Origin of the sequence: Aeromonas sp. R5-4, assembly GCF_040908215.1 — a bacterium.
Taxonomy (GTDB): Bacteria; Pseudomonadota; Gammaproteobacteria; order Enterobacterales; family Aeromonadaceae; genus Aeromonas; species Aeromonas veronii.
In genome coordinates this window covers 112,183-135,362 of record NZ_JBFODG010000013.1, presented here as the reverse complement: position 1 = coordinate 135,362, position 23,180 = coordinate 112,183, and the positions used below count along the sequence as shown (strand labels likewise).

The window sequence follows — 23,180 nt, the reverse complement described above, 5'->3', positions numbered from 1 at the left end:
CGCTTGAGGCTGCGTCGATGCAGCCTATTTTATCAAGCGAGATCGCCAAAGCGGCACTGCAGCGCAGTGATCGCAGTCAGGGCGGCAGTTTCGGTACGCAGCACCCGCGGCCCCAGCAGCATCTCTTTGAAATCTTCCTGCACGGTACGGGCGATCTCGTCGCTCGACAATCCCCCTTCCGGGCCAATCAGCAGGCGCACCCCATGCTCGGGAACGGGCAGGGTGTTGATGCTGTACTCGGCGCGCGGGTGCAGGTTGAGCTTGAGCTCCTTGGTCTCTTCTGCCAGCCAGGCGTCCAGCTCCATCGGCATGCGCACCTCTGGCACCACGTTGCGGCCGCACTGTTCGCAGGCGCTGATCACCACCTTTTGCCACTGCTCGCGCTTCTTCTCCAAGCGGTCTGCCGGCAGCTTGACGCCACAGCGTTCGGAGAAGAGCGGGGTGATGCAGGTGACGCCCAGCTCCACCGATTTCTGGATGGTGAAGTCCATCTTGTCGCCACGGCTGATCACCTGACCCAGATGGATGGCCAGCGGTGACTCCACCGATTGGGTATCGCAGCTGTCGATGGTCACTTCCACCGACTTCTTGCCGACGCTGGCGATGGTGGCGGGATATTGATTGCCATCGCCGTTGAACAGCTCTAGCTGCTGGCCCGGCTGCATGCGCAGTACCCGGCCGATATGGTTGGCGCCGTCTTCCGACAGGGCGATGGTCTGGCCAACTTGCAGGGTGGCCGGTTCATAGATACGTGGAATGCGCATGGCTGCTTGTCAGTCTCTTGCTTGGAAACCCTTCATATCCTGCTGCGAGGCGGCGAGCAAGGCTCGCGCTGCAGAAGGGAAGGGTTTCATGATTAGGAGGGGCGATCCCCCTCCCTGGTCAAATGGGGTTATTGGCACTGCTTTTCAATAAAGGGATTGGTATTGCCCTGCAGCTTGCCGATGCGGCGGTTGCGCTCGCACTCCCAGCCCTCTGCCGGGTACTGGCGATCCCAAGCTTCGAACAGTTTACGCTGTTGCGCAGCCAGACGCAGCCCATACTGCTCGCTCATGTAGAGGTAGGCGCGGGCGATCTGACCCCGCACCGGCCCCTTGGGCGGCTGCACCCGGCGCTCCTTGAAATCCACCAGCATCTGGCACTGGCCGTACTGATCCGGCTTGCCGTTCCAGTCGGAGAAGCGGAAGTTGGCACGATCGCCGTTCACCTCGCCGATGGCGGGGAAGAGGTTGTGCATGTCCCCCTCCATCTTGTTGAACTCCGGGCTCACCTTCTCGCAGTTCTTGCGACCGCCATCCTGCCAGCACTGCAGCTGGTGGCCAAACTCCCAGGCGGGCACCACGTGCTCCCACTCGATGCGGGCGGCCCGCTTGGGCTGCTTGCGCGGCTCATAGCCGCAGCTGGCGAGATCCGGGCTCATTTTCTTGCCCTGATAATTGATGTCACAGCCGCAGTAGAAGGTGGTCGCATCGGGCTGGCTGCGGTAGAGCTTCACCAGATCCTGCTTGGCTTCGCGAAAGGTCTGGGCGTGCAGAGGCGCGCTGAGCAGCGGCAAACCGGCCAGCAGGGTCAGGGCGAGGGAGGAGGTGAAACGCATTGGATTCCTTGCAAAACGGGGTGATTGAAGAACGATGGCGGGCACCCTACCACAGGGGCGCGACACAAGCTGGCTTACTGCTCTGGCTCCGGCCGTTCCTGCTCCAGCGGCTGCTTGCAGCGGCGGCAGTGATAGCGGGCTTCGCCGCGCACCACCTTGTTGTGGCGGCGTACCGACAGCTGATGCTGCTGGCAGTGACAGCGATAGGGCACGGTGCGTTGCGCCAGTACCGCCAGATCGAAGCTGTGGGTGGTTCTGGGCTCAAGGCCGAACACCTCCCGCATCACCGATTGCCACTGGCGGCCGTGGGGTAGCACCCGGTTTTTGCCGCGCCCTTCACCCCACAGGGCATAGACCAGCAGATGGGCCACCTCGTGGGGCACCACCTCATCCAGAAACGCCTGCTGGTTGGCCTGATAGAGGGCAGGGTTGAAGCGCAGCTCCCAGGTTTGCAGCCGCGCCGATCCCGCCGCCCGGCCCCGCATATTGCAGTAGATCCGCGGGCGGGGGAAGGTGCGGCCAAGGCGCGCCTCGGCCTGCACAAAGCAGGCTTCTACGCGTTGTTGCAGCAGGGCGACAAGCTGGGAAGGGGTGGCAGACATCAACATCTCGTCAGATAGCGGATAAGCAAAAGGGGAGCCAGGCTCCCCTTTTATTACAACAGCGAGCCTTACAGGCCAGCGGCGGAACGCAGCAGTTCGGCCTTGTCGGTCTGCTCCCACGGGAACTCGTCGCGACCGAAGTGACCGTAGGCAGCGGTAGCCTGATAGATCGGGCGCTTCAGATCCAGCATTTCGATCAGACCATACGGGCGCAGTTCGAAGTGCTCGCGCACCAGCTTGACCAGCAGCTCTTCGGCGACCTTGGCGGTACCGAAGGTTTCGACGCTGATGGAGGTCGGCTCGGCCACGCCGATGGCGTAGGAGATCTGGATTTCACAGCGATCGGCCAGACCGGCGGCAACGATGTTTTTGGCAACGTAGCGGGCGGCGTAGGCTGCAGAACGGTCAACCTTGGACGGATCCTTACCGGAGAAGGCGCCACCACCGTGACGAGCCATGCCGCCGTAGGTGTCGACGATGATCTTGCGACCGGTCAGACCGCAGTCACCCATCGGGCCGCCGATAACGAAACGGCCGGTCGGGTTGATGAAGTATTTGGTGTCCTTGTTGACCCACTCGGCCGGCAGCACCGGCTTGATGATCTCTTCGCGTACCGCTTCAACCAGATCTTTGTGGCTGATGGATTCGGCGTGCTGGGTAGACAGCACCACGGCATCCACGCCGATGATCTTGCCTGCGTCGTCGTAGGCGAAGGTCAGCTGGCTCTTGGCATCCGGACGCAGCCACGGCAGGGTGCCGTTCTTGCGCACTTCAGCCTGACGCTTCACCAGCAGGTGAGAATAGGTGATGGGGGCCGGCATCAGCACGTCGGTTTCGTTGGTGGCGTAGCCGAACATCAGGCCCTGGTCGCCAGCGCCCTGCTCCAGCGGATCGCTGCGGTCAACGCCCTGGTTGATATCCGGGGACTGCTTGCCGATGGCGTTCAGCACGGCGCAGGAGTCAGCGTCAAAGCCCATGTCGGAGTGGGTGTAGCCGATTTCACGTACGGTATCACGCACGATCTCTTCGATATCAACCCAGGCAGAGGTGGTTACTTCGCCGGCCACCATGACCATACCGGTCTTGACCAGGGTCTCGCAGGCAACGCGTGCCTTGGTATCTTGCTTGAGGATGGCGTCCAGTACCGCATCGGAGATCTGGTCCGCAATCTTGTCGGGATGGCCTTCGGAGACCGACTCGGAAGTAAACAGCTTTGCCATGATAAGAGTCTCAGCTTGTCTGGGTTATCGCCACGGCAATAACCGGATGAATGGGATGGTGTAGAGGTATCTACATCTGGACGTCTATTTTAATTAGCGCCCCCCGTGATTGCCAGCACTATTTTGTCGCGCAGTGGCCAATGGGTCACAAGCGGTGCTCTCCTATCCCGAAAGGGATGGAAATCAAACGTTTTTCTCTGGTTGCTTTGGTCAATAGCGGGCAAGAAAAGCGATTGTCCTCCCAAAGCCACTTTATTCATCCAGATAATATTTGCACGCCGCGCGCCCTGCTGGGACAATAACGCGCCTTAATCTTGGCCATCAAATGAAGCAATCGCAGGAGATTCAGATGCCTTCTCGTAAAGAGCTTGCCAATGCCATTCGTGCATTGAGTATGGATGCCGTTCAAAAAGCCAACTCCGGTCACCCGGGCGCCCCCATGGGAATGGCGGATATCGCCGAAGTGCTGTGGCGTAGCCACCTCAGACATAACCCGAACAACCCCAAGTGGGCCGACCGCGACCGTTTCATTCTCTCCAACGGCCACGGCTCCATGCTGCTGTACTCCCTGCTGCACCTCTCCGGTTATGACCTCTCCATCGACGATCTGAAAAACTTCCGCCAACTGCACTCTCGCACCCCGGGTCACCCGGAGTACGGCTATGCACCGGGCGTTGAAACCACCACTGGCCCGCTGGGTCAGGGCATCACCAACGCCGTTGGTATGGCGATCGCCGAAAAAGCCATGGCTGACCAGTTCAATCAGCCGGGTCACGACATCGTTGACCACTACACCTACGCCTTCATGGGCGACGGCTGCCTGATGGAAGGTATCTCCCACGAGGCTTGCTCTCTGGCCGGTACCCTGCAACTGGGCAAACTGATCGCGTTCTGGGATGACAACGGCATCTCCATCGACGGTCACGTAGAAGGCTGGTTCACCGACGACACCGTCAAGCGCTTCGAAGCCTACGGCTGGCACGTTATCCCGGCTGTTGATGGCCACAACCCGGAAGCGATCAACGCTGCCATCGAAGCCGCCAAGGCCGAGACCGGCAAGCCGACCCTGATCTGCTGCCGCACCATCATCGGTTACGGCTCCCCGAACAAATCCGGTTCTCACGACTGCCACGGTTCACCGCTGGGCAACGACGAGATCGCCGCTGCTCGCGCGTTCCTGAAGTGGGACCACGCCCCGTTCGTTATCCCGGCCGACATCGCTGCCGAGTGGAACGGTCAGGAGAAGGGCGCCAAACTGGAAGCCGACTGGGCTGCCAAGTTCGCCGCCTATGAAGCCGCTCACCCGACTCTGGCTGCCGAATTCAAGCGCCGCACCGCAGGCGAACTGCCGGCCAACTGGGCTGCTGAATCCGCCAAGATCATCGAAACCCTGCAAGCCAACCCGGCCAAGATCGCAACCCGTAAAGCGTCCCAAAACGCACTGGAAGCGTTCGGCAAGCTGCTGCCGGAATTCATGGGTGGCTCCGCTGACCTGGCTCCGTCCAACCTGACCATGTGGTCCGGCTCCAAGTCCCTGACCAACGACGACGCCTCCGGCAACTACATCCACTACGGTGTCCGCGAGTTCGGCATGTCCGCCATCATGAACGGTATCGCCCTGCACGGTGGTTTCATCCCCTACGGCGCCACCTTCCTGATGTTCATGGAGTATGCCCGCAACGCTCTGCGCATGGCCGCTCTGATGAAGCAGCGTTCCATCTTCGTTTACACCCACGACTCCATCGGTCTGGGTGAAGATGGCCCGACTCACCAGCCGGTTGAGCAGATCGCCTCCCTGCGTCTGACTCCGAACATGAGCACCTGGCGTCCGTGTGACCAGGTTGAATCTGCCATCGCCTGGAAACACGCCATCGAGCGTACCGACGGCCCGACCTCTCTGATCTTCTCTCGTCAGAACCTGGCCCAGATGGATCGTACTGCCCAGCAACTGGCCGACACCGCCAAGGGTGGTTACGTGCTGAAGGATTGTGCCGGTACTCCGGAGCTGATCCTGATCGCCACCGGTTCCGAAGTGGAACTGGCCGTTGCCGCCTATGAGCAGCTGACTGCCAAGGGCCGTGCCGTGCGCGTGGTCTCTCTGCCGTCTACCGACGTGTTTGACGCCCAGTCTGCCGAGTACAAGGAGTCCGTCCTGCCGATGTCCGTCACCAAGCGTGTGGCCATCGAAGCCGGCATCGCTGACTACTGGTACAAGTACGTCGGTTTCGGCGGCAAGATCATCGGTATGACCACCTTCGGTGAGTCCGCACCGGCCGAGCTGCTGTTCAAGGAATTCGGCTTTACCGTGGAAAACGTGGTTGCGACCGCTGAATCCCTGTAATTCCTGAAGATTGGGCCAGCTTGACCCAATAGCTGGAAAATAAACGCCCTCCATCGCAAGATGGGGGGCGTTTTTATTGGCACAGGAAAATAGTAAATTAAAAATATATTTCAATGCCTGAGAGTTGATAGTACTTTTTCTTGATGATTGATCTTCATTGTCTTAATAAAGGTTAAGCTATGGTTATAAGAGGTTGGGTTATTATAGTTGTTGTTTTTGTACTTTTATTTTCCCCTGTTGCTTTATATGTAAATACATTTGGCGGAGATTTGTCACAAGACCACTCTCGATGGGCCGAATTTGGCTCGGCAATTGGAGGTATCTATGCACCAATACTCGGATTTATTACGTTAGTAGTTTTGATTCGTCAGCTTTCTTTACAGAAACAGATGAATGACCAGTATTATTTGCAGCAAGCACGAGAAGATATCGAGTTTTATGCATCGCAGTTATCTAATATTCTTGATGAATCACTGGTCGGTAATGTGCCGTTGAGGGCTGTACTTCACGAAAAGTTTATGTTTTGTAGCCCTGAACATCTATGTTCAATGGATATGAAGAATATTGCCATTGATATTCATAGGGTAATGCCACAGGCACTTGATATATGGGCAGCCATATACCCTGTATTAATAGGGCTATCTGCGGTTGATGACTCATTATTTAAAATGACATTGGCCTCTTCAAATCAAAAACTAGTTGCATTACTCAGTTTTGAAATATGTGTGGCTTTGGATAATTTGCATTTTTGTCGTACTGATGGGAAAACCGGTTTTACATATATTTTTAACCAAAAATTGCAGTAGAGCTATCTAAATAGCTCGTAGGTTCGATTAGCGAAGCGTAATCGGACGTTCGCGTTTTTAAGACGATGCCATAAAAATAATATCCCACCCTGTTACCAAAAAATAGACCGGCTATCAGCCGGTCTATTTTTATTTATCGCACCCCTTACGCCTGCGGCGGGGTGCTTTCAGCACTGGACATCGCCACATCCCACCTCGGCCTGCTTCACTGTGGGCTTTATCAATCTGACGACAACGGCGCCATGGTTAATATCAGCTTGCCAATATGACGGCCTGAATCCAGCAAATGGTGAGCGGCAGCGGCCTCATGCAGCGGGAAGGTTTGGTAAACCTGCGGTTTGACCTCGCCGCGTTCGATAAATGGCCAGACATGAGTTTGCAGCTGGGCAATCAGTTCGGCTTTTTCCTGCGGAGTACGCGAGCGCAGGGTGGAGCCGATATGGGTCAGCCGCTTTTGCAGCATGGGAAACAGATCCAGATTGGGGGCGGCGCCCGCAATAATGCCGATCTGGACTATGCGACCATTGATGGCGGCCGCCGTATAGTTGCGCGCGACATACTCTCCGCCAATGATATCGAGAATGATGTCGGCGCCATGGCCATCGGTGGCGGCATGTACGGCCTCGACAAAATCCTCCTCCTTGTAGAGTACGGCCACATCCGCGCCCAGCTTGATGCTGGCGGCCTGCTGCTCGGGTGAGCCGACCGTGGTGATGATTTTGGCGGCGCCAAATGCCTTGGCCAGCATGGTGGCGGTCGTGCCGATGCCGGAGGCTCCGCCATGAATCAAGATGATGTCGCCTTTTTTAAACTGGCCCCGTTCAAACATATTTGACCAGACCGTCATAAAGGTTTCCGGCAGTGCCGCGGCTTCGACAAAGCTCAATCCGGGCGGCAGGGGCAGGACATTGCTCTGGTGGGCGACGCTGTACTCGGCATAGCCGCCACCCGAAATCAGCGCGGCGACCTTGTCGCCAATCTTGAGATGGGTCACCTGCTCCCCCTTGGCGACCACGACCCCGGCGACCTCCAGCCCGGGAATATCCGATGCTCCTGTCGGAGGCGGGTAGAGCCCTTTGCGCTGCATCACATCCGGCCCATTGATGCCGGTTGCATAGTGCCGGATCAAGACCTCATCCGGCTTGGGCTTGGGTGTGGCGCGGGTGGTCAGTTGCAAGACATCGGGGCCACCTGGCTGGGTAATCTCTACCGCGCTCATGGTGGCGGGAATGGAATAGGCGTTATGCATCAGCGGCTCCTTGTAACGAGGTGATATGAGGTTCCCCGAGTGGGATGAGCACCAAGATAGTGGAGATTGCTGATGAATAAACGCAGTATTATCCCTCACCTGTAATGCAAAAATGCATTTCAATCGGGAGTCGTGATGAACTGGGATGATGCGAAAATTTTTCTGGCGTTGCATCGGGAAGGTAGCCTGAGGGGCGCCGCCCGTGTGGTCGGGGTCGATCAGGCAACCATTGGTAGACGGATTGCCGCACTGGAGCATCGTCTGGCGGCCACGCTGTTTCTCCGCACATCCAAAGGGTATGTGCTGACCCATGTCGGGGAGATCGTGCTGGCCAGCGCCCAGCAGATGGAGCTGGCGGCCATTGATTTCGTGCGGGCGGCGCAAGGGGTCGACAACCGTCTGGTTGGGGAGGTCAGCGTGGCGACCACAGACACCCTGGGGATGGATTTCCTGATACCGGCTCTGACTGAGCTGCATCAGCGTTATCCCGATATCAGGGTCATCCTCAATACCTCGACCCAGGTGGTCAATCTGTCCCTGCGGGAAGCTGATATCGCGATCCGGACGGTGAAGCCGGACAATCCCGACCTGATTATTCGCAAGCTGGCCTCCTGGCCGGTCGGGTTGTATGCCTCCGCCGACTATCTGGATCGTCATGGCATTCCCGAAGCGGGCACCGGTTTTGCGGGCCATTCGCTGGTGGTGTATGAGCCCCATTGGCAGAGCGCTCGCTCGCCAATGATGCTCGAAGAGGCGGCCGAGGGGGCCACGGTCGCCGCGGGGGTCAATACCAGCCTGATGCTGCGTCAGGCCCTGCTGATGGGGCTGGGGCTTGGCGAGGTGGCGGTTCCGCTTGCCGAGCAAGCAGGGTTGGTGCGGGTCTGGCCCGAGCGGCAATTAGAGCAATCCTACGATGTCTGGCTGGTGACCCATCAGGATGTGCAGCATGCCGCGCGGGTCAGGGCGGTCATGGATGCCATCGTCAGGGCATTTGCCGCGATGGCCTAAGTCTGGCGGGGATTCTGTTCAGGTTTTGTCGCAGCGCGGTCACACCTCTTGCCATAGTCATGGCGGTTGAGGGAAAACCCTCATTTACTTGGTCTCTGACAGTCAATACTGTGAGACCGAGTCCACCACTACTGGAGCCTGACCCATGACCGATATGCTTGTTGACGATAAACAACCGACCTCGGATCCGGCAGAGCAGAATGCCTTCTTCCCGTCGCCCTACTCCCTGAGCCAGTTCACCTCGCGCAAATCTGACCTTGCCGGGGCCGACTATCCCGCTCCCTATCGGGAGGGGCGCTGGAAGATCCTGCTGATCGGGGCCGATGAGCGCTATCTGCCCACCGACAACGGCACCCTGTTTTCCACCGGCAACCATCCGGTCGAAACCCTGCTGCCCATGTATCACCTCGACAAGGCGGGCTTTGCCTTTGATGTGGCCACCCTCTCCGGCAATCCGGTCAAGTTCGAGTGGTGGGCCATGCCCGGCGAAGATGAAGAGGTGCTGGGGCTCTATGGCAAATATCAGGCGCAGTTCCGCCAACCGGCCAAGCTGGCCGATCTGCTGAAAGAGGCGCTGGCCGCCGACTCGGACTATATCGGCGTCTTTATTCCCGGCGGCCACGGCGCCCTGATGGGGCTGCCGGAGAGTGCCGAGGTGAAAGCGCTGCTGGAGTGGGCGATGGCCAACGATCGCTTCATCATCTCCCTCTGTCACGGGCCTGCTGCGCTGCTGGCGGTGGCCAATCCAGAGACCTTCGCGGGCTACAAGATCTGCGCTTTCCCCGATGAGCTGGATGCCCAGACCCCGGCAATTGGCTATATGCCTGGCCACCTCACCTGGAAGTTTGGCGAGAAGCTCAAAGAGATTGGCTTCGAGATCGTCAACAACGGCATCTCGGGAGAGGTGTGCCGGGATCGCAATCTGCTGACCGGTGACAGCCCGCTGGCAGGCAATAACCTCGGCAAGCTGGCCGCTACCACCTTGCTGGAGGCGGTTGCCAAGCGATGAGGTTGTCGTCATCGCCAGCGAATGCATTGCAGGTCGCGGTGGCGCTGGAAGGGTGCCAGCGGCTGGAGGAGATCCAGCAGCTGGTGCGCGCTTTTGCCACCCCGCTGGGGTATCACCGCTTTGCGCTCTTCTCCATCAGTGCCAGCGAGGAGGCGGTGGTCGAGCACCTCTATTGGCTGGAGGGGGAGTGGCTGGAGAGCGGCGAGGCGGTCGACCTGCATGCCTATATGCGCGAGTGTCCGATGGCGATGCATATCAGGGAGCGAGACCAGCCCTTCTTCTGGAGCAAAACGGTTGGTGCCGTTGGCGAGCAGTACCGTATCGTTCGCCAGCCTGAGGGGCCGGGCCGACATGGCTTGCAGGTACCCGTCTATGGGCCGTTGGGACTGGAAGGGGCGATGAGCTTTGGTGGCGATCAGATCGATGTCAGCTCCCACACTCGGGTTGGCCTTGCGCTGATCGCGGCGGCGGCTTTTCATGCAGCTCGTCGGCTGATGGAGATGCCGGTAGCGGGTCACGAGCGTGGGCTCACTGGGCGCGAGCGCGAAGTGCTGGAGTGGGTCTCCCGGGGTTGGCGCCATGCCGATATCGCCACCACCCTGAAACTCTCGGTGCGCACGGTTGAGAACCATCTGCGCAGTGCCCGCCGTCGACTCGGTGTGGCCACCACGGCAGAGGCGGTCAGAGTGGCGATCAGGAACCGCGATATCGAGGGCTGAGGAGCCATCCCTTTGTCAGGCATGTAAAAAGAGACCGGCATATAGCCGGTCTCTTTTTTATTTACCGCAACATGACACCTGCGGCGGGGTGCTTTCCGCATTGGACATCACCGCATCAATTTGCACCAGGGCTCCGGCGGGCAGTTCGCTCACGCCAATCACGGTGCGGGCAGGCAGATAACCCGGGAAATATTTGGTGTAGATGGCGTTGACCGCATCCAGATCCGCGATATTGCCGAGCTGGATATTGACCTTGACGATATCGTCCATCACATGGCCGATGCTCTCCACAATCGCCTTGATATGGCTGAGGCACTGGGCGGTCTGCTCCTTGATGCAGCCAGCCAGGATCTTGCCGGTGGCGGGGTCTATCGGCAGTTGGGCAGAGAGATGGTTGTAGTGAGAGAAGGCGACGGTCTGGCAATAGAGCGGGCTGCGCGGTGCCTTGTCGGTATTGCGGGCACGGATCACCAGATTGTGTCTGTCTTCCACCAGTTGCGGCGGGGTGCCGTCACCGTGGGAGATGACCGCATCCATCTGCACCCGAGCCCCCATGGGCAGGGCGGCCGCACTGACCACCGAGCGGGCAGGCAGATAGGCCACGGCGCGGGCGATGGCGGAGTCGGGGAAGAAGGTGGTGTAGACCTCGTTGACGGCTTCCAGATCGGCCAGATCGGTCAGATAGACGGTGACCTTGACGATATCGTCAAACGGCACGTCGATACTCTCCAGCACCGCCTTGATATTGCGCAGGCACTGGCCTGCCTGCTCCTTGATGCCACCGGCGACCAGTTGGCCCGAGGCTGCATCGACCGGCAGTTGCGCACCGATATTGTTGTAGTGGGAGAAGGCCACGGTATGGGTGGAGAACGGATTGTGCGGCGCCTTGTCACTGTTGCGGGCGAGCTTCACCAGCGGGCAAGGATCTTGCGGGAAGGTGCCTTCGCCGTTTGAGATGATGGCATCGATCTGCACCAGCGCGCCCAGCGGCAGGGCTGCGACGGCGAGGGTGGTGCGGGTCGGCAGATAGCCCGGGAAGAATTCGCGATAGACGGCGTTGACCGCCTCCAGATCGGCCATCTCTTTGAGGAAGATGGTCGCTTTGACCATATCGTCCATCACATGGCCGATGCTCTCGATGATTGCCTTGAGGTTGCTCAGGCACTGTCTGGCCTGCGCGGTGACATCGCCACTCACCATCTTGCCGGTGGCGGGATCGACCGGCAGCTGGGCCGAGATATTGTTGTAATGAGAAAACGCCACCGTTTGGGTGCAGGGGCCCAGATCCTGGGGTGCATGGGGGGTATTTCTTGCCGACTTGATGATGGTGCCACTCATAGATATGCCTCTTTTTAATATTTGTTGTTCATTCAGGTACAGGTTTACCCCATCTTGTGGTGCGCCACGGCCACTGCGCCAGCGGCGGCATCCCCGGTTATTATTTGTGATCCACTCAATTACTGAGAGGAATAAGGGAGAAGAGGACAGGGTAGATATTTCAGACGCTGCGATTCTATGAGTGGCTATCAGGGGTTGCAAACCGCTGATTGCATTTCTATGAGATGGCTCAATGGGTGCAAATTTAATCATATTGCTATTCAATTCACCCGAAATAGGAGCCAATTTGTGCGCAAATGGTGCCGAACCGGCGGACAGCCTTGCCCTGACTGGGTTTGCTCTCCCCCTCTTCGGGATATTGGCGTGTGAATAAAGGGTTAATATTATGCGCCGATGTGCAAATAATGCATATTATGGTGCATGGATATCTGTTTTCAGCTTTTTTAAGGGGCTATGAAAATTCCCGTGAATATGCATATCCACCTTATTAAAGATACCTCTGGAATATAACTCACGGCTTTTGCATTCCTCTCTGTTAACGATTATTCCGGCATACTCGATGATGCCTTACTGGCAGCCGGGATCTGTTATTAACGCCATAAAATTCTATGCCATTAATTTGCACGGCGGATCTGCTCCTGCTGCACAGGAGTGGGGAGCATGGCGTTGGCGTTGGCGTTGGCGTGACGGAGTGCGGGAGCTGTGGTGCTGGATGAAAGGTGGCGTTGGATGAGGGGCGGTGGTGGCAATACGAGTCTCTTCACTCCGGTTGTATCCCCCGATAGGGGGCTTGCCCCGCGTCATCGCTTTTTCCATTTTTTTGCGGCTTTGTCTGATCTCCCTCTTATCTGTGGCTGGTTGTGATGATTGGGATGGTTTTCAGGGCTCGGGAACAGCTCAGGTGATTTCGCAGGAATAAAGTTCAATATATTGTTTTTAAAAGGGAATGCGTCAAAAAATGGATTTATCGACCACTTCTTATGGTTTCTTGATGAAACTGTTAATTGGTGGCGTGATTGCGAGTCAGGTCGCTTTTTTCACTCGCTATTAATCGTATGATTAATAAGGTAATCAAGGAGCCCTGACGGAGAGCATCGATGCACCGGCAGGCCATTGCCCAGGATTGGCAAACGAGATCGCGTCGCGATCATCATTACCTGACTGTGGAGGATTTATGCTGGGTTTCGTTCTGGGCGATATGTATTGTCAAACATCTGGGCAGCGGTTACCTCCTCGCCTGGGAAAGAGCTTTCCCATTCCTGCCGATTACCGACTGCGCGGCCGGGTATCCGCCGCCATCATGACCATCGAGAGCCTGCTCGATACCCCTTATCCGCAAAAGCAGTTTCGTGATCTGGTCTTTGGCGCCTTTATCGAGCGCCAGCGTCGGCTGTTTGGCGAACATGTGATTGTGGCCCGCATGGAAGGGGAGGAGGGGCTGGAGCTGTCGATTGATCTCTCGTTTGTCAGCACCGCCGTACCTGTGGGCCTCTTGGCCATCTCTGAAGAGCTGGCCCTCGCCACGGCGCCGCGTCCCAAGAAGAGCCATCCCCACTACGAGGCGCTGTGCAAGGCGATCGACTGCATGGTGATGCTGATGTTTTATGGCAAGGTGATCCGCCAGCGGAATACGGTGTTGGAAAATATCGGCCATCAGTTTGGTTATCAGCCCGCGGCGACCCTGACGGCGCGCGTTGGCAAGGGTGGGGAGGATGATTACGACGCCTTCATGGTCAATATCATGACCTGTATTGCTCACTCCAACTCGCTCAAGGAGGCGCTGGAGAACGCCAGCCGGATGGGAATTCAGGAGCCCGCTTTCTTCTGCATCGTCGGGGCGATTGCCAGCACCCTGTGGGGCGTGCCCAGACAGTGGGCGTATCAGGCCTCACAGCTGATCCATCGATCCCACCACCACTACATCCAGAATCTGCTTCGCTGTGAAACCCGTGCCGGGCGGCGCCATATCAATCTGGAGCCGCCAAAGCCCCCGCTGTTTGCACCGATCCGGCAACAGGTTGTGCGTCTGTTCAAGGGGGCACACTGATCTGCAGCCCCCTTGTCATCACTCAGGCGGGATAGAGGGCACCCAGCACAGCCGGACGGCTGGCGCCGGTGACGGCGGGCAGATTGCCCGGCTTGCGATGAACAAAGCACATGGCCAGCCAGGCAAAGGCAGCGCCTTCCACCCAGTCGGGGGCAAGGCCCAGCTCGGCAGTGCTGGCGATGCGCCATGCGGGCAGCAGGCTGGCCAGCTCCTTCAGCAATGGGGCGTTATGGGCACCGCCGCCGCAGACAAACAGCTCGGCTTTCGGCTGGCTGGCACCGACTGATTCGGGCCGGGCGGGCAGTTGGCGGGCGATGCTGTGGCAGGTGAGCGCCTGCAGGGTGCGCTGCACATCCACGGGGGCGTATGAAGTGCCTGCCAGCTCCCCATCGAGCCAATCGAGGGTAAACATCTCCCGTCCGGTGCTCTTGGGGGCGGGGGCGGCGAAGTAGGGGTGAGCCAGCAGTTTTTCCTGCAGGGCCGGGATGGGCTTGCCACTGGCGGCCCATTTGCCACCGGCGTCATAGCTGCCGCCGTGGGGCTGATGGCGGCGATACCAGCCATCGAGCAGAGTGTTGGCCGGGCCGGTATCAAAACCATATACCCCGCCCGGATTGCCCGGCAGCACCGAGATATTGGCGATGCCGCCGAGGTTCAGTACCACCCGCAGGGCGCCGGGTTTGGCAAACAGCGCCTGATGGAAGGCGGGCACCAGCGGCGCCCCCTGACCGCCGAGGGCCATATCCATGGTGCGAAAATCGGCGATAACGTCGATGCCGGTCAGCGCCGCCAGCAGGGCGGCGTTGCCGATCTGCAGGGTAAAGCCGAGCTGGGGGCGATGGCGGATGGTTTGGCCGTGACTGCCGATGGCGCGAATATCTTTGGGCTCAAGCTTCGCCTTGGCCAGCAGCGCGTCGGTGGCGGCGGCAAACTCTCGCGCCACCAGATTATCGGCCACACCCATGCGGTCGATTTCGTTGTCGCCCGGGGTGCAGAGGGCATGCAGCGTGCGTGCGGTCTCTTGCGGCCAGGGGTGACAAAGCGCCGCTTCGACCCGCAGTTCATCCCCGGCGATCATCACCAGCACGGCATCAATGCCGTCCATGCTGGTTCCCGACATCAGACCGATATAGCGCTCAGCCATGGTGTCTCCTTACATTGCTGTTCGAAAATGCGGTGTGCAGAGAGGGTGAAGAGGGGAACGGCTTTCATCCCATGCCACATGGCGTGATCTTTGACATCAGACCGATATAACGCTCAACCATGTTGCATCCTCAATGCGGACCGGAAAAAGAGTGAGAGAGACAGGATAGATAAGCCCTGGCTTCCGTGCCACATGCCGCTCCCGGTGTTCCATCTCATCTTATGTCTGAAAGTGGACTCATTTCAATCTGATTGCATGGCGCGGGTTCAATAAAAGGGGCTGGCAGGGCCTTCACCCTGCCAGCCCAGATGGCTAGTTGCCGCGACTATCCCGCTTGTTCTGGGCCAGCTGCAGCTCGGGGTTGTCGAGCTTGGCCAGTTGCGGCATCGCCAGCTTTTTGAAGTTGGCCAGCTCGCGTCCGCTCAGGGTCTCTGCCTGCGGCAGGGTGAGGGTGCGCGGGTTCTTGTGAATGCCGCCCACCACGAATTCGTAGTGCAGGTGCGGGCCGGTGACGCGACCTGTGCCACCCAGAGTGCCGATGGTCTGCCCCTGCTTCACCCGCTGCCCCTTGTTGACGGTGCGCTTGGAGAGGTGCAGGTACTTGGTCACATAGTTGCCAGCATGCTTGATAAAGACGTAGTTGCCGTTGAACTGGTTGTAACCGGCGGCCACCACGCTGCCTGAGCCCGCCGCCATGATGGGGGTTCCCACTGGCGCCACATAGTCGATGCCGTTGTGGGGGCGGATCTTGCCGGTTACCGGATGGAGGCGGCGCGGGTTGAAGTTGGAGCTGATGTATTTGAAGTTGACCGGCGCACGCAGGAAGCTCTTGCGCATCGCTTTGCCTTCCGGGGTGTAGTAGTTGCCATCTTCATTGAGCACGGCGCGATAGGTTTCGCCCTGGTTGACGAACTCCGCCGCCAGAATATCGCCGGAGGCGACCCGCTCGTCGTCGCGGAACTTGTCTTCATAGACCACCCGGAAGCTGTCTCCCGGTTGCAAGTCCTGGGCAAAGTCGATGTCCCAGCCGAAGATGGCGGCCAAGTCCATGATCTGATCTTCGGTCATCCCCGCATCCACCGCGGCGCCCCAGAAGCTGGAGCGGATCTCCCCCTTGCTCACCTGTTCGCGGGTGTCGAGGGCGATTTTGACGTTGCGGGCAACAAAGGTCTCCTCCTTGCGGCTCACCTTGAGCGCCTGCTCCAGACTGTGGGGGTAATAGAGGCTGTGCAGCTCGCCGTTCTCGGTGAGCTTGAAGGTGAGTTCCTGCCCAGGTTGCAGCATCCGCAGGGGATCGCTGCCCTCGAGCTGATCGATCAGGTGCAGATCCGTGGTGCTCAGGCCAATGCGCTGGAAGATCACCCCCATGTTGTCGCCACGGCGCACCTTCACCTGCTTGGTGATGTAGCGAGGCTTGGGCGGGGTGACAGGCTGGGCGGCCTCGGCTGGCAGATCGTCGTTTAGCGCGTTGTCGTTAGCCGGTTCCCGCAGGGCAATCTCGTTGCCGTTTTCATCGACCCGTGTTGCCACCGCCTGTTCGCTTGGCCAGGCAGCCAGCATCATGATCATGATGCTCAAGATCAGCACCATCTTGCGGTGCCAGTGGGGGAGTGCGTTGAAGGCGTGCCAAATAACCATGAGAAGCAGATGAAGTCGGGCAGAATGGAAGGATTTTACAGCCTTTCCAATTGGCCCGCCATTCCAGTAATATGTTTGGCCCTGTGGAATCGTGATGGAGAGTCAAAAAATGTCCCAGCTCGAGGTGGCGCTAGCCGAGATCAAGCGCGGAGCGGAAGAAATTCTGGTTGAAGAAGAACTTGTCGCCAAGTTGAAGGAAGGGCGCCCGCTGCGCATCAAGTTGGGCATGGACCCGACCGCCCCCGACATTCACCTGGGTCATACCGTGATCCTCAACAAGCTGAAGACCTTCCAGGATCTGGGCCATGAAGTGATCCTGCTGATCGGTGACTTCACTGCCATGGTGGGTGATCCCTCCGGCAAGAACGCCACCCGTCCGCCGCTCTCCGAAGAGGCCATCAAGCACAACGCCCTCACCTATGCGGAGCAGGCGTTCAAGATCCTCGACCCGGCCAAGACCCGCATCGAGTACAACTCGACCTGGCTGAGCGAGCTGGGTGCGACCGGCATGATCAAGCTGGCGGCCAAGCAGACCGTGGCCCGCATGATGGAGCGCGACGACTTCAAAAAGCGCTACACCGGCGGCCAATCCATCGCGATTCACGAATTCCTCTATCCGCTGCTGCAAGGCTATGACTCGGTCGCGCTGAAGGCGGACGTTGAGCTCGGCGGTACCGACCAGAAGTTCAACCTGCTGATGGGCCGCGAGCTGCAAAAAGATGCCGGCATGGCGACCCAGTGCGTGCTGATGATGCCGCTGTTGGTGGGTCTGGATGGCGTCAAGAAGATGTCCAAGTCCGCAGGCAACTACATCGGCGTTCACGACGCTCCGGGCGAGATGTTCGGCAAGATCATGTCCATCACCGACGATCTGATGTGGAACTACTACGAGCTGCTCTCCTTCCGTCCGCTGGCCGAAATCGAAGAGTTCAAGGCAGGCATCGCTGCCGGTACTCTCAACCCGCGCGACGTGAAGATCTGGCTGGCCAAAGAGATCATCGCCCGTTATCACGACGAAGCGGCGGCTGAAGCGGCCCACGAAGATTTCACCCAGCGCTTCTCCAAGAACGCCATCCCGGACGAGATGCCGGAAATCGAACTGGCACTGGAAGGCGAAGGGCTGGCCATTGCCAATCTGCTGAAAGAGGCCGATCTGGTGGCCACCACCTCCGAAGCGCTGCGGATGATCAAGCAGGGCGCGGTCAAGGTGGATGGCGAGAAGCTGGAAGATGGCAAGGCACTCATCGGTGCCGGTACCGCTGTCTATCAGGTCGGCAAGCGCAAGTTTGCCCGCGTGACTGTCAAATAAGCCGTCGCATCAGGCAAGCTGGCCATCAAACCGGTTCAAGCTTGTTCAACAGGGCCTCCTTCGGGAGGCCTTGTCGTATCTGGGCGGCACGGATCTGGGCGATAAAGTGCCGCAGCACGGCACTACCTGGATGCGGCCGTGTCGCCAGACTGATACTGGTCATCATGCCGTTGCCCTCAATGGGGTGATAACTGACCCCGAGAGGGCGCAGCGCCGCCACCGAGCTGGGCACCAGAGTCACGCCAAAGCCCGCCTGCACCATGCCGACGGTGGAGATCACCTGCGGGCATTCGGGCCCCAGTATCGGCTCGAAGCCCGCCTCCCGGCAGAGACCTACGATGCCGTCATAGAGCCCGGGCCCGATGGCGTGGGGAAACAGAATAAAACTCTCGTCCTTCAGGCTGGCCAGTGGCAAGGGGCCAGGCTTGGCTTTGGGGTGGCTGGTGGGCAGGGCGATCAGCAGCGGCTCCTGCTCGATAAGGTGATGGGCAAAGCCCTCGCTACCCCGGCAGGGCAGCCGCAAGATGGCGGCGTCCAGCCGATCGTTGCGTAGCGCCTCCACCAGTGCCGGCATGGTGCCCTCCTGCGGGCTGAGGGCCACCTCGGGGTAGCGCTCCCGATAGTCGTGCAACAGGGTCAGCACTGCGGGGTGGAGCACGGTGGAACCGGCGAAGCCGATCCTCAGCGCCCCCTGCTCGCCCCGGGCAATCCGCTTTACCTTCAGTTTTGCCGCATCGGCCAGCGCCAGGATCTGCGCCGCATCCCGATAGAGGCTCTCGCCCGCCTCGGTCAGCTCGACACTGCGGGTCAAACGGCGCAGCAGCGGGGTGCCCAGGGTCTCTTCCAGCTTGCGGATCTGCTGGCTCAGCGGCGGCTGGGCCATGTTGAGTGATTCGGCTGCGCGGGTGAAATTCTGCTTTTCAACAACGGCCATGAAGTAGCGGAGCGTACGAAGTTCCATATCGATTGAGTCTCAAAGTCATGGGATCAGCGTATTGGTGTTGAAATGTGAACCAAGTCACCATTGGATCCGAACGCTAACAGGATTCACGGTGGAGGTGAAACCCGAATGGAACATATTGCAACATCTGACAGTGCCGGGTGCAGCTGTGCCCTCGAAGTGAGCCAGCAGTTTTCTCGCTGGCGCAGGCAGCATGACGGTGGCGAGATCTACCAGAGTTCCCTGATGAGCGCCCTGCTGGCGGGGGTCTACGAAGGGGAGACCACCATGAGCGAGCTGCTGCGCCACGGCGACTTTGGCCTCGGCACCTTCAATCACCTCGATGGTGAGCTGATCGCCTTCGAGCGGCAGATCCACCAGTTGCGCTCCGATGGCTCGGCCCGGCCCGCCCGCGCCGATCAGAAGACCCCCTTTGCGGTGATGACCCATTTTCGCCCCTGTCTGGAGCGTCGTTTCGATCACCCCCTGAGCCGTGACGAGATCCACCAGTGGGTGGATCGGCTGGTGGGCTCCGACAACGTCTTCGTCGCCCTGCGCCTCGATGGCCAGTTTGAAATGGCCAAGGTTCGTACCGTGCCGCGTCAGGAGCCCCCCTATCGCCCCATGCTGGAGGCCATCGAGCAGCAGCCGCTGTTCCGCTTTGCCGCGGTAGCGGGGACTCTGGTGGGCTTTCGCTGCCCGCCGTTCGTGCAGGGGGTCAATGTGGCGGGCTTTCACGAACACATGATCACCGCCGATCGCAAGGGGGGCGGCCATCTGCTCGACTACACCATGGCCCACGGCACCCTGCGACTTTCTGTGGTGCGTCACCTCAATCTGGCCCTGCCATCGGATCCCGCTTTCCGGCAGGCCGACCTCAACCCCGCCGATCTCGATCGCGCCATTCAAGCCGCCGAAGGCTAATAGACAAGGAGCAATAACATGGAAAACAGACAGTGGAAGTGCGGTGCCGAGCTGGTGGTTCGTCATCTGGAGGCGCAGGGGGTCAAGCAGGTGTTTGGCATTCCCGGCGCCAAGATTGACCGGGTGTTCGATGCGCTGGAGGATTCCCCCATCGAGACCATAGTGGTGCGCCACGAGGCGAACGCCGCCTTTATGGCGGCCGCGGTGGGGCGCCTGACCGGCAAGGCGGGGGTGGCGCTGGTCACCTCGGGCCCCGGCTGCTCCAACCTCATTACCGGGCTGGCGACCGCCACCTCGGAAGGGGACCCCATGGTGGCGCTGGGCGGTGCGGTGCGCCGTGCCGACGGCCTCAAGCTCACTCATCAGAGCATGGATACGGTCAACCTTTGCCGTCCGGTCACCAAGTTCAGCGCTCAGGTCAACAGCGGGGCGGCGATCTCGGAAGTGATGGCCAACGCTTTTCGCGCCGCCGAGCTGGGACGGCCGGGGGCGGCGTTTGTCAGCCTGCCGATGGACATCATCAACAAGCCGGTGCAGGGCAATGTGCTGGTGCCCCGCGAGGTGCCGGAGCCGGGCTGCGCCGATGAGCAGAATATGGAGCAGGCATTGACCCTGCTGCGCAAAGCCCAGAATCCGGTGGTGCTGCTCGGCCTGATGGCGAGCCGGCCGGAAAATGCCGAGGCAGTGCGCGCCTTCCTCGACAAGGCGCGGCTGCCGGTGACCGGTACCTATCAGGCTGCCGGGGTGGTGGACAGCTGCCACTTCGATGACTTTGCCGGACGGGTGGGGCTGTTTAACAACCAGCCGGGGGATCAGCTGCTGGCGGGGGCCGATCTGGTGATCTGCATCGGCTACAGCCCCATCGAGTACGACCCCGTGCTATGGAATGGCGACCGGGAGCGGCGCATCCTCCATATCGACGTGCTGCCTGCCGATATCGACAGCAGCTACTGCCCGACCGCCGAGCTGGTGGGGTCGATCCGCGCCAACCTGTTGCAGCTGACCCGCATCATGGGCAATCCGAAAATCCGCCCCCCCGAGGTGGATCGGCTGCTGCAAGGGGTACGCCAGCAGCGGTTGCGACTGGCAATGCGGGCCGACGATCTGCACGGCAATCCGGTTCACCCCTTGCGTATCGTGCGCGAGCTGCAGGATCTGGTGCGCGACGACATGACCCTCTGCGTCGACATGGGCAGCTTCCATATCTGGATTGCCCGCTACCTCTACAGCTTCCGCGCCCGTCAGGTGCTGATCTCCAACGGTCAGCAGACCATGGGGGTCGCCCTGCCGTGGGCCATCGGTGCGGCGCTGGTGCGGCCGGGGGAGAAGGTGATCTCTGTATCGGGGGATGGCAGCTTTATGCAGTCGAGTATGGAGCTGGAGACGGCGGTGCGGCTCAAGAGCAATATCGTTCACATCATCTGGGTCGATAACGGCTACAACATGGTGGCGATGCAGGAGCAGCAGAAGTATTGCCGCACCTCTGGCGTCTCTTTTGGTCCCATCGACTTCAAACGCTATGCCGAATCGTTCGGGGCGGCCGGGTTTGCGGTGCGCTCTGCCGACGAGCTGCGTGCCACCCTGCGGGCCGCACTGGCGGTGGAGGGGCCTGCGGTGGTGGCGATCCCGGTGGATTACTCCGACAACCCGGGGCTGATGGCCCAGCTCAGGCCAGAAGTATTGGCATAAGTGTGGGCAGCAGTCTGGCCTGAATCCTCGTGTAAGAGCAGGCAGACCCGCCCATATAGCAAAAACCGGCATCAATGGATGCCGGTTTTTTATTGTTTTGCGGGATGGGTGGCCTTAACGGGCCAGCTGGACGGCGGCGCGTGCGCGGGCCGGTTGCGGGCGACGCTTGTTTTTTGGCGCGCAGGCCATCTTCAGGCGCAGCCACTCGCGCCACAGCAGCCAGCAGAGCGGCAGGGTGAGCAGCAGCACGGTGGCGGGCTGGGCCATCAGCACCCCATCACGGCCCCACAGTTGCGGCAGCAGGAAGATGAGCGGCAGCAGCAATACGGTTTTGGCGATGGAGATGACCAGCGCCTGACGGGTACGTGCCATGGATTGCAGCAGCACGATGCCGAACATGATGATCCCCTCCAGCGGAATGGCGCCGAGGTTGAGGGTCAGGCTGCTGATGGCGGCGGCCAGCAGTTCGGGATCCTGATCGCCGGTATAGAGCATGGCGACCTGCCCCGGCAGCAGCTGGATGGTGAGCCACACCAGCATGCCGTAGATAAAGGTGAACTTGAGCCCCATCTCCATCAGGTACTTGAGGTTGCGATGGCGCTTGGCCCCCGCCGCCTTGCTGATGAGCGGCTGAATGCCGAACGCCAGCCCCTGCAGAATGACGATAAAGACCGCCTCGGTGTAACCGGCCACGGTAAAGCCCGCCAGATCCTTCACATTGCCATACACCATCAGCTGGCTGTTGTGCAGCATCAAGAGCAGCCCGAGGTTGAACTGGGCAATCAGGCTCGGCAGGCCGGTAAAGAGCAGGTGCGGCATGGCGGGGAGGTTGGGCACCAGATCCCGCCAGCTGAGGCGCAGCCGCGCCCAGGGGGTAAAGAAGTAGCCAAGACCGATCAGGCTCACCGCACCCTCTGCCATCAGGGTGGCTTGCGCAGTCCCGATCAGTCCCAGCCCCAGCCGACCCACCATGATGTAGTTGAGGATGATGTTGAGCACGGCGCCGCTGCTCACCAGCACCATGGCCAGTTTCGGGCGACCATCGTTGCGCAGCAGATAGGGCACCGCCAGATTGCTGGCCAGCAGCAGGGTACCGCCGCCAATCCAGGTGAGGTAGTCGCTCGCCTGTTTCCAGGTCTCGGTGCCCTGTTCAATCCCCAGCCCCATCAGGATATCGGTGTGGGTGTAATAGAGCAGCACCGGCGCAACGCCCCCGAGTCCGGCCAGCAGCCAGAGGGCGTTGACCAGCGCCTGACGGGCCAGCGTGTCGTTTTTCGCCCCTTGCTGGAAGGAGATGGCGGTGGCCGCCCCCATGCTGATCATGGCGGCCAGACCGATCAGCACCATGATGACCGGATAGACCAGGTTGATCCCGGCGAGGCCAGCGGCACCGACATAGTGGCCGACGAAGATGCCGTCGATGAGGTAGTAGGCCCCCGAGACCAGCATGGCAAGAATGGAGGGGAGGGCGTAAGCCCAGAAGCGACGGGTCATGGCCCGTTGCCGCAGTGTTAAATAGGCAGACATATCTGTTCTCTCGGGGAGTTCGATTATCGAACAGCTAGTCTAGATTAATACTTATTTGGTGATAATCAGGGTT

20 protein-coding genes are annotated in these 23,180 nt (G+C 59.7%); 9 read left to right on the top strand and 11 right to left on the bottom strand.

Annotation, left to right across the window (positions count from 1 at the left end):
- Window positions 1-32 precede the first annotated feature (32 nt).
- The 4 genes from rsmE to metK all read right to left on the bottom strand — a co-directional run bounded on the left by rsmE (window position 33) and on the right by metK (window position 3,419).
- Window positions 33-764, bottom strand: a complete 732-nt coding sequence (rsmE, locus tag AB5Y83_RS04995) for a 16S rRNA (uracil(1498)-N(3))-methyltransferase (protein WP_042055147.1) — start codon at window positions 762-764, stop codon at window positions 33-35.
- A 128-nt stretch (window positions 765-892) separates the two neighbouring features.
- Window positions 893-1,597: an endonuclease gene (locus AB5Y83_RS04990; protein ID WP_368174804.1), complete on the bottom strand. Its 705-nt coding sequence runs from the start codon at window positions 1,595-1,597 to the stop codon at window positions 893-895.
- A 74-nt stretch (window positions 1,598-1,671) separates the two neighbouring features.
- Window positions 1,672-2,199 (bottom strand): SprT family zinc-dependent metalloprotease, encoded by a 528-nt coding sequence (locus AB5Y83_RS04985; protein WP_368174803.1) that lies wholly within the window; start codon window positions 2,197-2,199, stop codon window positions 1,672-1,674.
- Window positions 2,200-2,267: 68 nt separating this feature from the next.
- Entirely contained in the window at window positions 2,268-3,419 is a 1,152-nt protein-coding gene (gene metK / locus AB5Y83_RS04980) for a methionine adenosyltransferase (protein WP_005338519.1), read from the bottom strand.
- Window positions 3,420-3,768: 349 nt separating this feature from the next.
- Here metK and tkt point away from each other — a divergent pair, with 349 nt between their 5' ends.
- Together tkt and AB5Y83_RS04970 are read left to right on the top strand one after the other, a co-directional pair.
- On the top strand, window positions 3,769-5,760 hold the full coding sequence (gene tkt, locus AB5Y83_RS04975) for a transketolase (RefSeq protein WP_368174802.1): 1,992 nt from the start codon (window positions 3,769-3,771) through the stop codon (window positions 5,758-5,760).
- A gap of 179 nt (window positions 5,761-5,939) precedes the next feature.
- Window positions 5,940-6,566: a hypothetical protein gene (locus AB5Y83_RS04970; protein WP_368174801.1), complete on the top strand. Its 627-nt coding sequence runs from the start codon at window positions 5,940-5,942 to the stop codon at window positions 6,564-6,566.
- Window positions 6,567-6,786: 220 nt separating this feature from the next.
- Here AB5Y83_RS04970 and AB5Y83_RS04965 read toward each other — a convergent pair whose 3' ends face one another.
- Window positions 6,787-7,815 carry an NAD(P)H-quinone oxidoreductase gene (locus tag AB5Y83_RS04965; RefSeq protein ID WP_368174800.1) on the bottom strand — a complete coding sequence of 343 codons (1,029 nt, stop codon included), beginning with the start codon at window positions 7,813-7,815 and terminating at the stop codon, window positions 6,787-6,789.
- 135 nt (window positions 7,816-7,950) lie between these two features.
- Between AB5Y83_RS04965 and AB5Y83_RS04960 the strand changes: the two genes are divergently transcribed.
- The 3 genes from AB5Y83_RS04960 (at window position 7,951) to AB5Y83_RS04950 (ending at window position 10,551) form a co-directional block, all read left to right on the top strand.
- A complete protein-coding gene (locus tag AB5Y83_RS04960; protein ID WP_368174799.1) occupies window positions 7,951-8,823 on the top strand; it encodes a LysR family transcriptional regulator in 873 nt (290 codons plus the stop codon).
- Window positions 8,824-8,968: 145 nt separating this feature from the next.
- Complete coding sequence (gene hchA / locus AB5Y83_RS04955) at window positions 8,969-9,832, top strand: glyoxalase III HchA (protein WP_368174798.1); 864 nt, start codon at window positions 8,969-8,971, stop codon at window positions 9,830-9,832.
- Window positions 9,829-10,551 carry a PA1136 family autoinducer-binding transcriptional regulator gene (locus tag AB5Y83_RS04950; protein ID WP_368174797.1) on the top strand — a complete coding sequence of 241 codons (723 nt, stop codon included), beginning with the start codon at window positions 9,829-9,831 and terminating at the stop codon, window positions 10,549-10,551. The genes hchA and AB5Y83_RS04950 overlap by 4 nt, the downstream gene beginning before the upstream one ends.
- 57 nt (window positions 10,552-10,608) lie before the next feature.
- Here AB5Y83_RS04950 and AB5Y83_RS04945 read toward each other — a convergent pair whose 3' ends face one another.
- Together AB5Y83_RS04945 and AB5Y83_RS04940 are read right to left on the bottom strand one after the other, a co-directional pair.
- A complete protein-coding gene (locus AB5Y83_RS04945) occupies window positions 10,609-11,889 on the bottom strand; it encodes a RidA family protein (RefSeq protein WP_368174796.1) in 1,281 nt (426 codons plus the stop codon).
- 614 nt (window positions 11,890-12,503) lie between these two features.
- A complete protein-coding gene (locus tag AB5Y83_RS04940; RefSeq protein WP_368174795.1) occupies window positions 12,504-12,653 on the bottom strand; it encodes a hypothetical protein in 150 nt (49 codons plus the stop codon).
- A gap of 410 nt (window positions 12,654-13,063) precedes the next feature.
- Between AB5Y83_RS04940 and AB5Y83_RS04935 the strand changes: the two genes are divergently transcribed.
- The gene (locus AB5Y83_RS04935) at window positions 13,064-13,936 is read left to right on the top strand and encodes a hypothetical protein (RefSeq protein WP_005338512.1); all 873 of its coding nucleotides are present in this window, start codon (window positions 13,064-13,066) and stop codon (window positions 13,934-13,936) included.
- Window positions 13,937-13,958: 22 nt separating this feature from the next.
- On the opposite strand, the gene AB5Y83_RS04930 is transcribed toward AB5Y83_RS04935, so the two are convergent.
- Both AB5Y83_RS04930 and AB5Y83_RS04925 read right to left on the bottom strand, forming a co-directional pair.
- Window positions 13,959-15,080: an anhydro-N-acetylmuramic acid kinase gene (locus AB5Y83_RS04930; RefSeq protein ID WP_279488985.1), complete on the bottom strand. Its 1,122-nt coding sequence runs from the start codon at window positions 15,078-15,080 to the stop codon at window positions 13,959-13,961.
- A 312-nt stretch (window positions 15,081-15,392) separates the two neighbouring features.
- The gene (locus tag AB5Y83_RS04925) at window positions 15,393-16,718 is read right to left on the bottom strand and encodes a peptidoglycan DD-metalloendopeptidase family protein (protein WP_279488986.1); all 1,326 of its coding nucleotides are present in this window, start codon (window positions 16,716-16,718) and stop codon (window positions 15,393-15,395) included.
- A gap of 109 nt (window positions 16,719-16,827) precedes the next feature.
- On the opposite strand from AB5Y83_RS04925, the gene tyrS reads away from it, so the two are divergent.
- A complete protein-coding gene (gene tyrS, locus AB5Y83_RS04920) occupies window positions 16,828-18,027 on the top strand; it encodes a tyrosine--tRNA ligase (RefSeq protein WP_005347884.1) in 1,200 nt (399 codons plus the stop codon).
- A gap of 25 nt (window positions 18,028-18,052) precedes the next feature.
- Here tyrS and AB5Y83_RS04915 read toward each other — a convergent pair whose 3' ends face one another.
- Window positions 18,053-18,988 (bottom strand): LysR family transcriptional regulator, encoded by a 936-nt coding sequence (locus tag AB5Y83_RS04915; RefSeq protein ID WP_124929994.1) that lies wholly within the window; start codon window positions 18,986-18,988, stop codon window positions 18,053-18,055.
- A 108-nt stretch (window positions 18,989-19,096) separates the two neighbouring features.
- Here AB5Y83_RS04915 and budA point away from each other — a divergent pair, with 108 nt between their 5' ends.
- Both budA and alsS read left to right on the top strand, forming a co-directional pair.
- Window positions 19,097-19,891 carry an acetolactate decarboxylase gene (gene budA, locus AB5Y83_RS04910; RefSeq protein ID WP_005349809.1) on the top strand — a complete coding sequence of 265 codons (795 nt, stop codon included), beginning with the start codon at window positions 19,097-19,099 and terminating at the stop codon, window positions 19,889-19,891.
- Window positions 19,892-19,909: 18 nt separating this feature from the next.
- Window positions 19,910-21,580, top strand: a complete 1,671-nt coding sequence (gene alsS, locus AB5Y83_RS04905; RefSeq protein WP_368174794.1) for an acetolactate synthase AlsS — start codon at window positions 19,910-19,912, stop codon at window positions 21,578-21,580.
- Window positions 21,581-21,694: 114 nt separating this feature from the next.
- On the opposite strand, the gene AB5Y83_RS04900 is transcribed toward alsS, so the two are convergent.
- A complete protein-coding gene (locus AB5Y83_RS04900) occupies window positions 21,695-23,107 on the bottom strand; it encodes an MATE family efflux transporter (protein ID WP_279488987.1) in 1,413 nt (470 codons plus the stop codon).
- Window positions 23,108-23,180: the final 73 nt, after the last annotated feature.

Bases quoted from the DNA above. Each gene is read 5' to 3' on its own strand.
- rsmE (WP_042055147.1), bottom strand. From the start codon at position 764: ATGCGCATTCCACGTATCTATGAACCGGCCACCCTGCAAGTTGGCCAG.
- AB5Y83_RS04990 (WP_368174804.1), bottom strand. From the start codon at position 1,597: ATGCGTTTCACCTCCTCCCTCGCCCTGACCCTGCTGGCCGGTTTGCCG.
- AB5Y83_RS04985 (WP_368174803.1), bottom strand. From the start codon at position 2,199: ATGTCTGCCACCCCTTCCCAGCTTGTCGCCCTGCTGCAACAACGCGTA.
- metK (WP_005338519.1), bottom strand. From the start codon at position 3,419: ATGGCAAAGCTGTTTACTTCCGAGTCGGTCTCCGAAGGCCATCCCGAC.
- tkt (WP_368174802.1), top strand. From the start codon at position 3,769: ATGCCTTCTCGTAAAGAGCTTGCCAATGCCATTCGTGCATTGAGTATG.
- AB5Y83_RS04970 (WP_368174801.1), top strand. From the start codon at position 5,940: ATGGTTATAAGAGGTTGGGTTATTATAGTTGTTGTTTTTGTACTTTTA.
- AB5Y83_RS04965 (WP_368174800.1), bottom strand. From the start codon at position 7,815: ATGCATAACGCCTATTCCATTCCCGCCACCATGAGCGCGGTAGAGATT.
- AB5Y83_RS04960 (WP_368174799.1), top strand. From the start codon at position 7,951: ATGAACTGGGATGATGCGAAAATTTTTCTGGCGTTGCATCGGGAAGGT.
- hchA (WP_368174798.1), top strand. From the start codon at position 8,969: ATGACCGATATGCTTGTTGACGATAAACAACCGACCTCGGATCCGGCA.
- AB5Y83_RS04950 (WP_368174797.1), top strand. From the start codon at position 9,829: ATGAGGTTGTCGTCATCGCCAGCGAATGCATTGCAGGTCGCGGTGGCG.
- AB5Y83_RS04945 (WP_368174796.1), bottom strand. From the start codon at position 11,889: ATGAGTGGCACCATCATCAAGTCGGCAAGAAATACCCCCCATGCACCC.
- AB5Y83_RS04935 (WP_005338512.1), top strand. From the start codon at position 13,064: ATGCTGGGTTTCGTTCTGGGCGATATGTATTGTCAAACATCTGGGCAG.
- AB5Y83_RS04930 (WP_279488985.1), bottom strand. From the start codon at position 15,080: ATGGCTGAGCGCTATATCGGTCTGATGTCGGGAACCAGCATGGACGGC.
- AB5Y83_RS04925 (WP_279488986.1), bottom strand. From the start codon at position 16,718: ATGGTTATTTGGCACGCCTTCAACGCACTCCCCCACTGGCACCGCAAG.
- tyrS (WP_005347884.1), top strand. From the start codon at position 16,828: ATGTCCCAGCTCGAGGTGGCGCTAGCCGAGATCAAGCGCGGAGCGGAA.
- AB5Y83_RS04915 (WP_124929994.1), bottom strand. From the start codon at position 18,988: ATGGAACTTCGTACGCTCCGCTACTTCATGGCCGTTGTTGAAAAGCAG.
- budA (WP_005349809.1), top strand. From the start codon at position 19,097: ATGGAACATATTGCAACATCTGACAGTGCCGGGTGCAGCTGTGCCCTC.
- alsS (WP_368174794.1), top strand. From the start codon at position 19,910: ATGGAAAACAGACAGTGGAAGTGCGGTGCCGAGCTGGTGGTTCGTCAT.
- AB5Y83_RS04900 (WP_279488987.1), bottom strand. From the start codon at position 23,107: ATGTCTGCCTATTTAACACTGCGGCAACGGGCCATGACCCGTCGCTTC.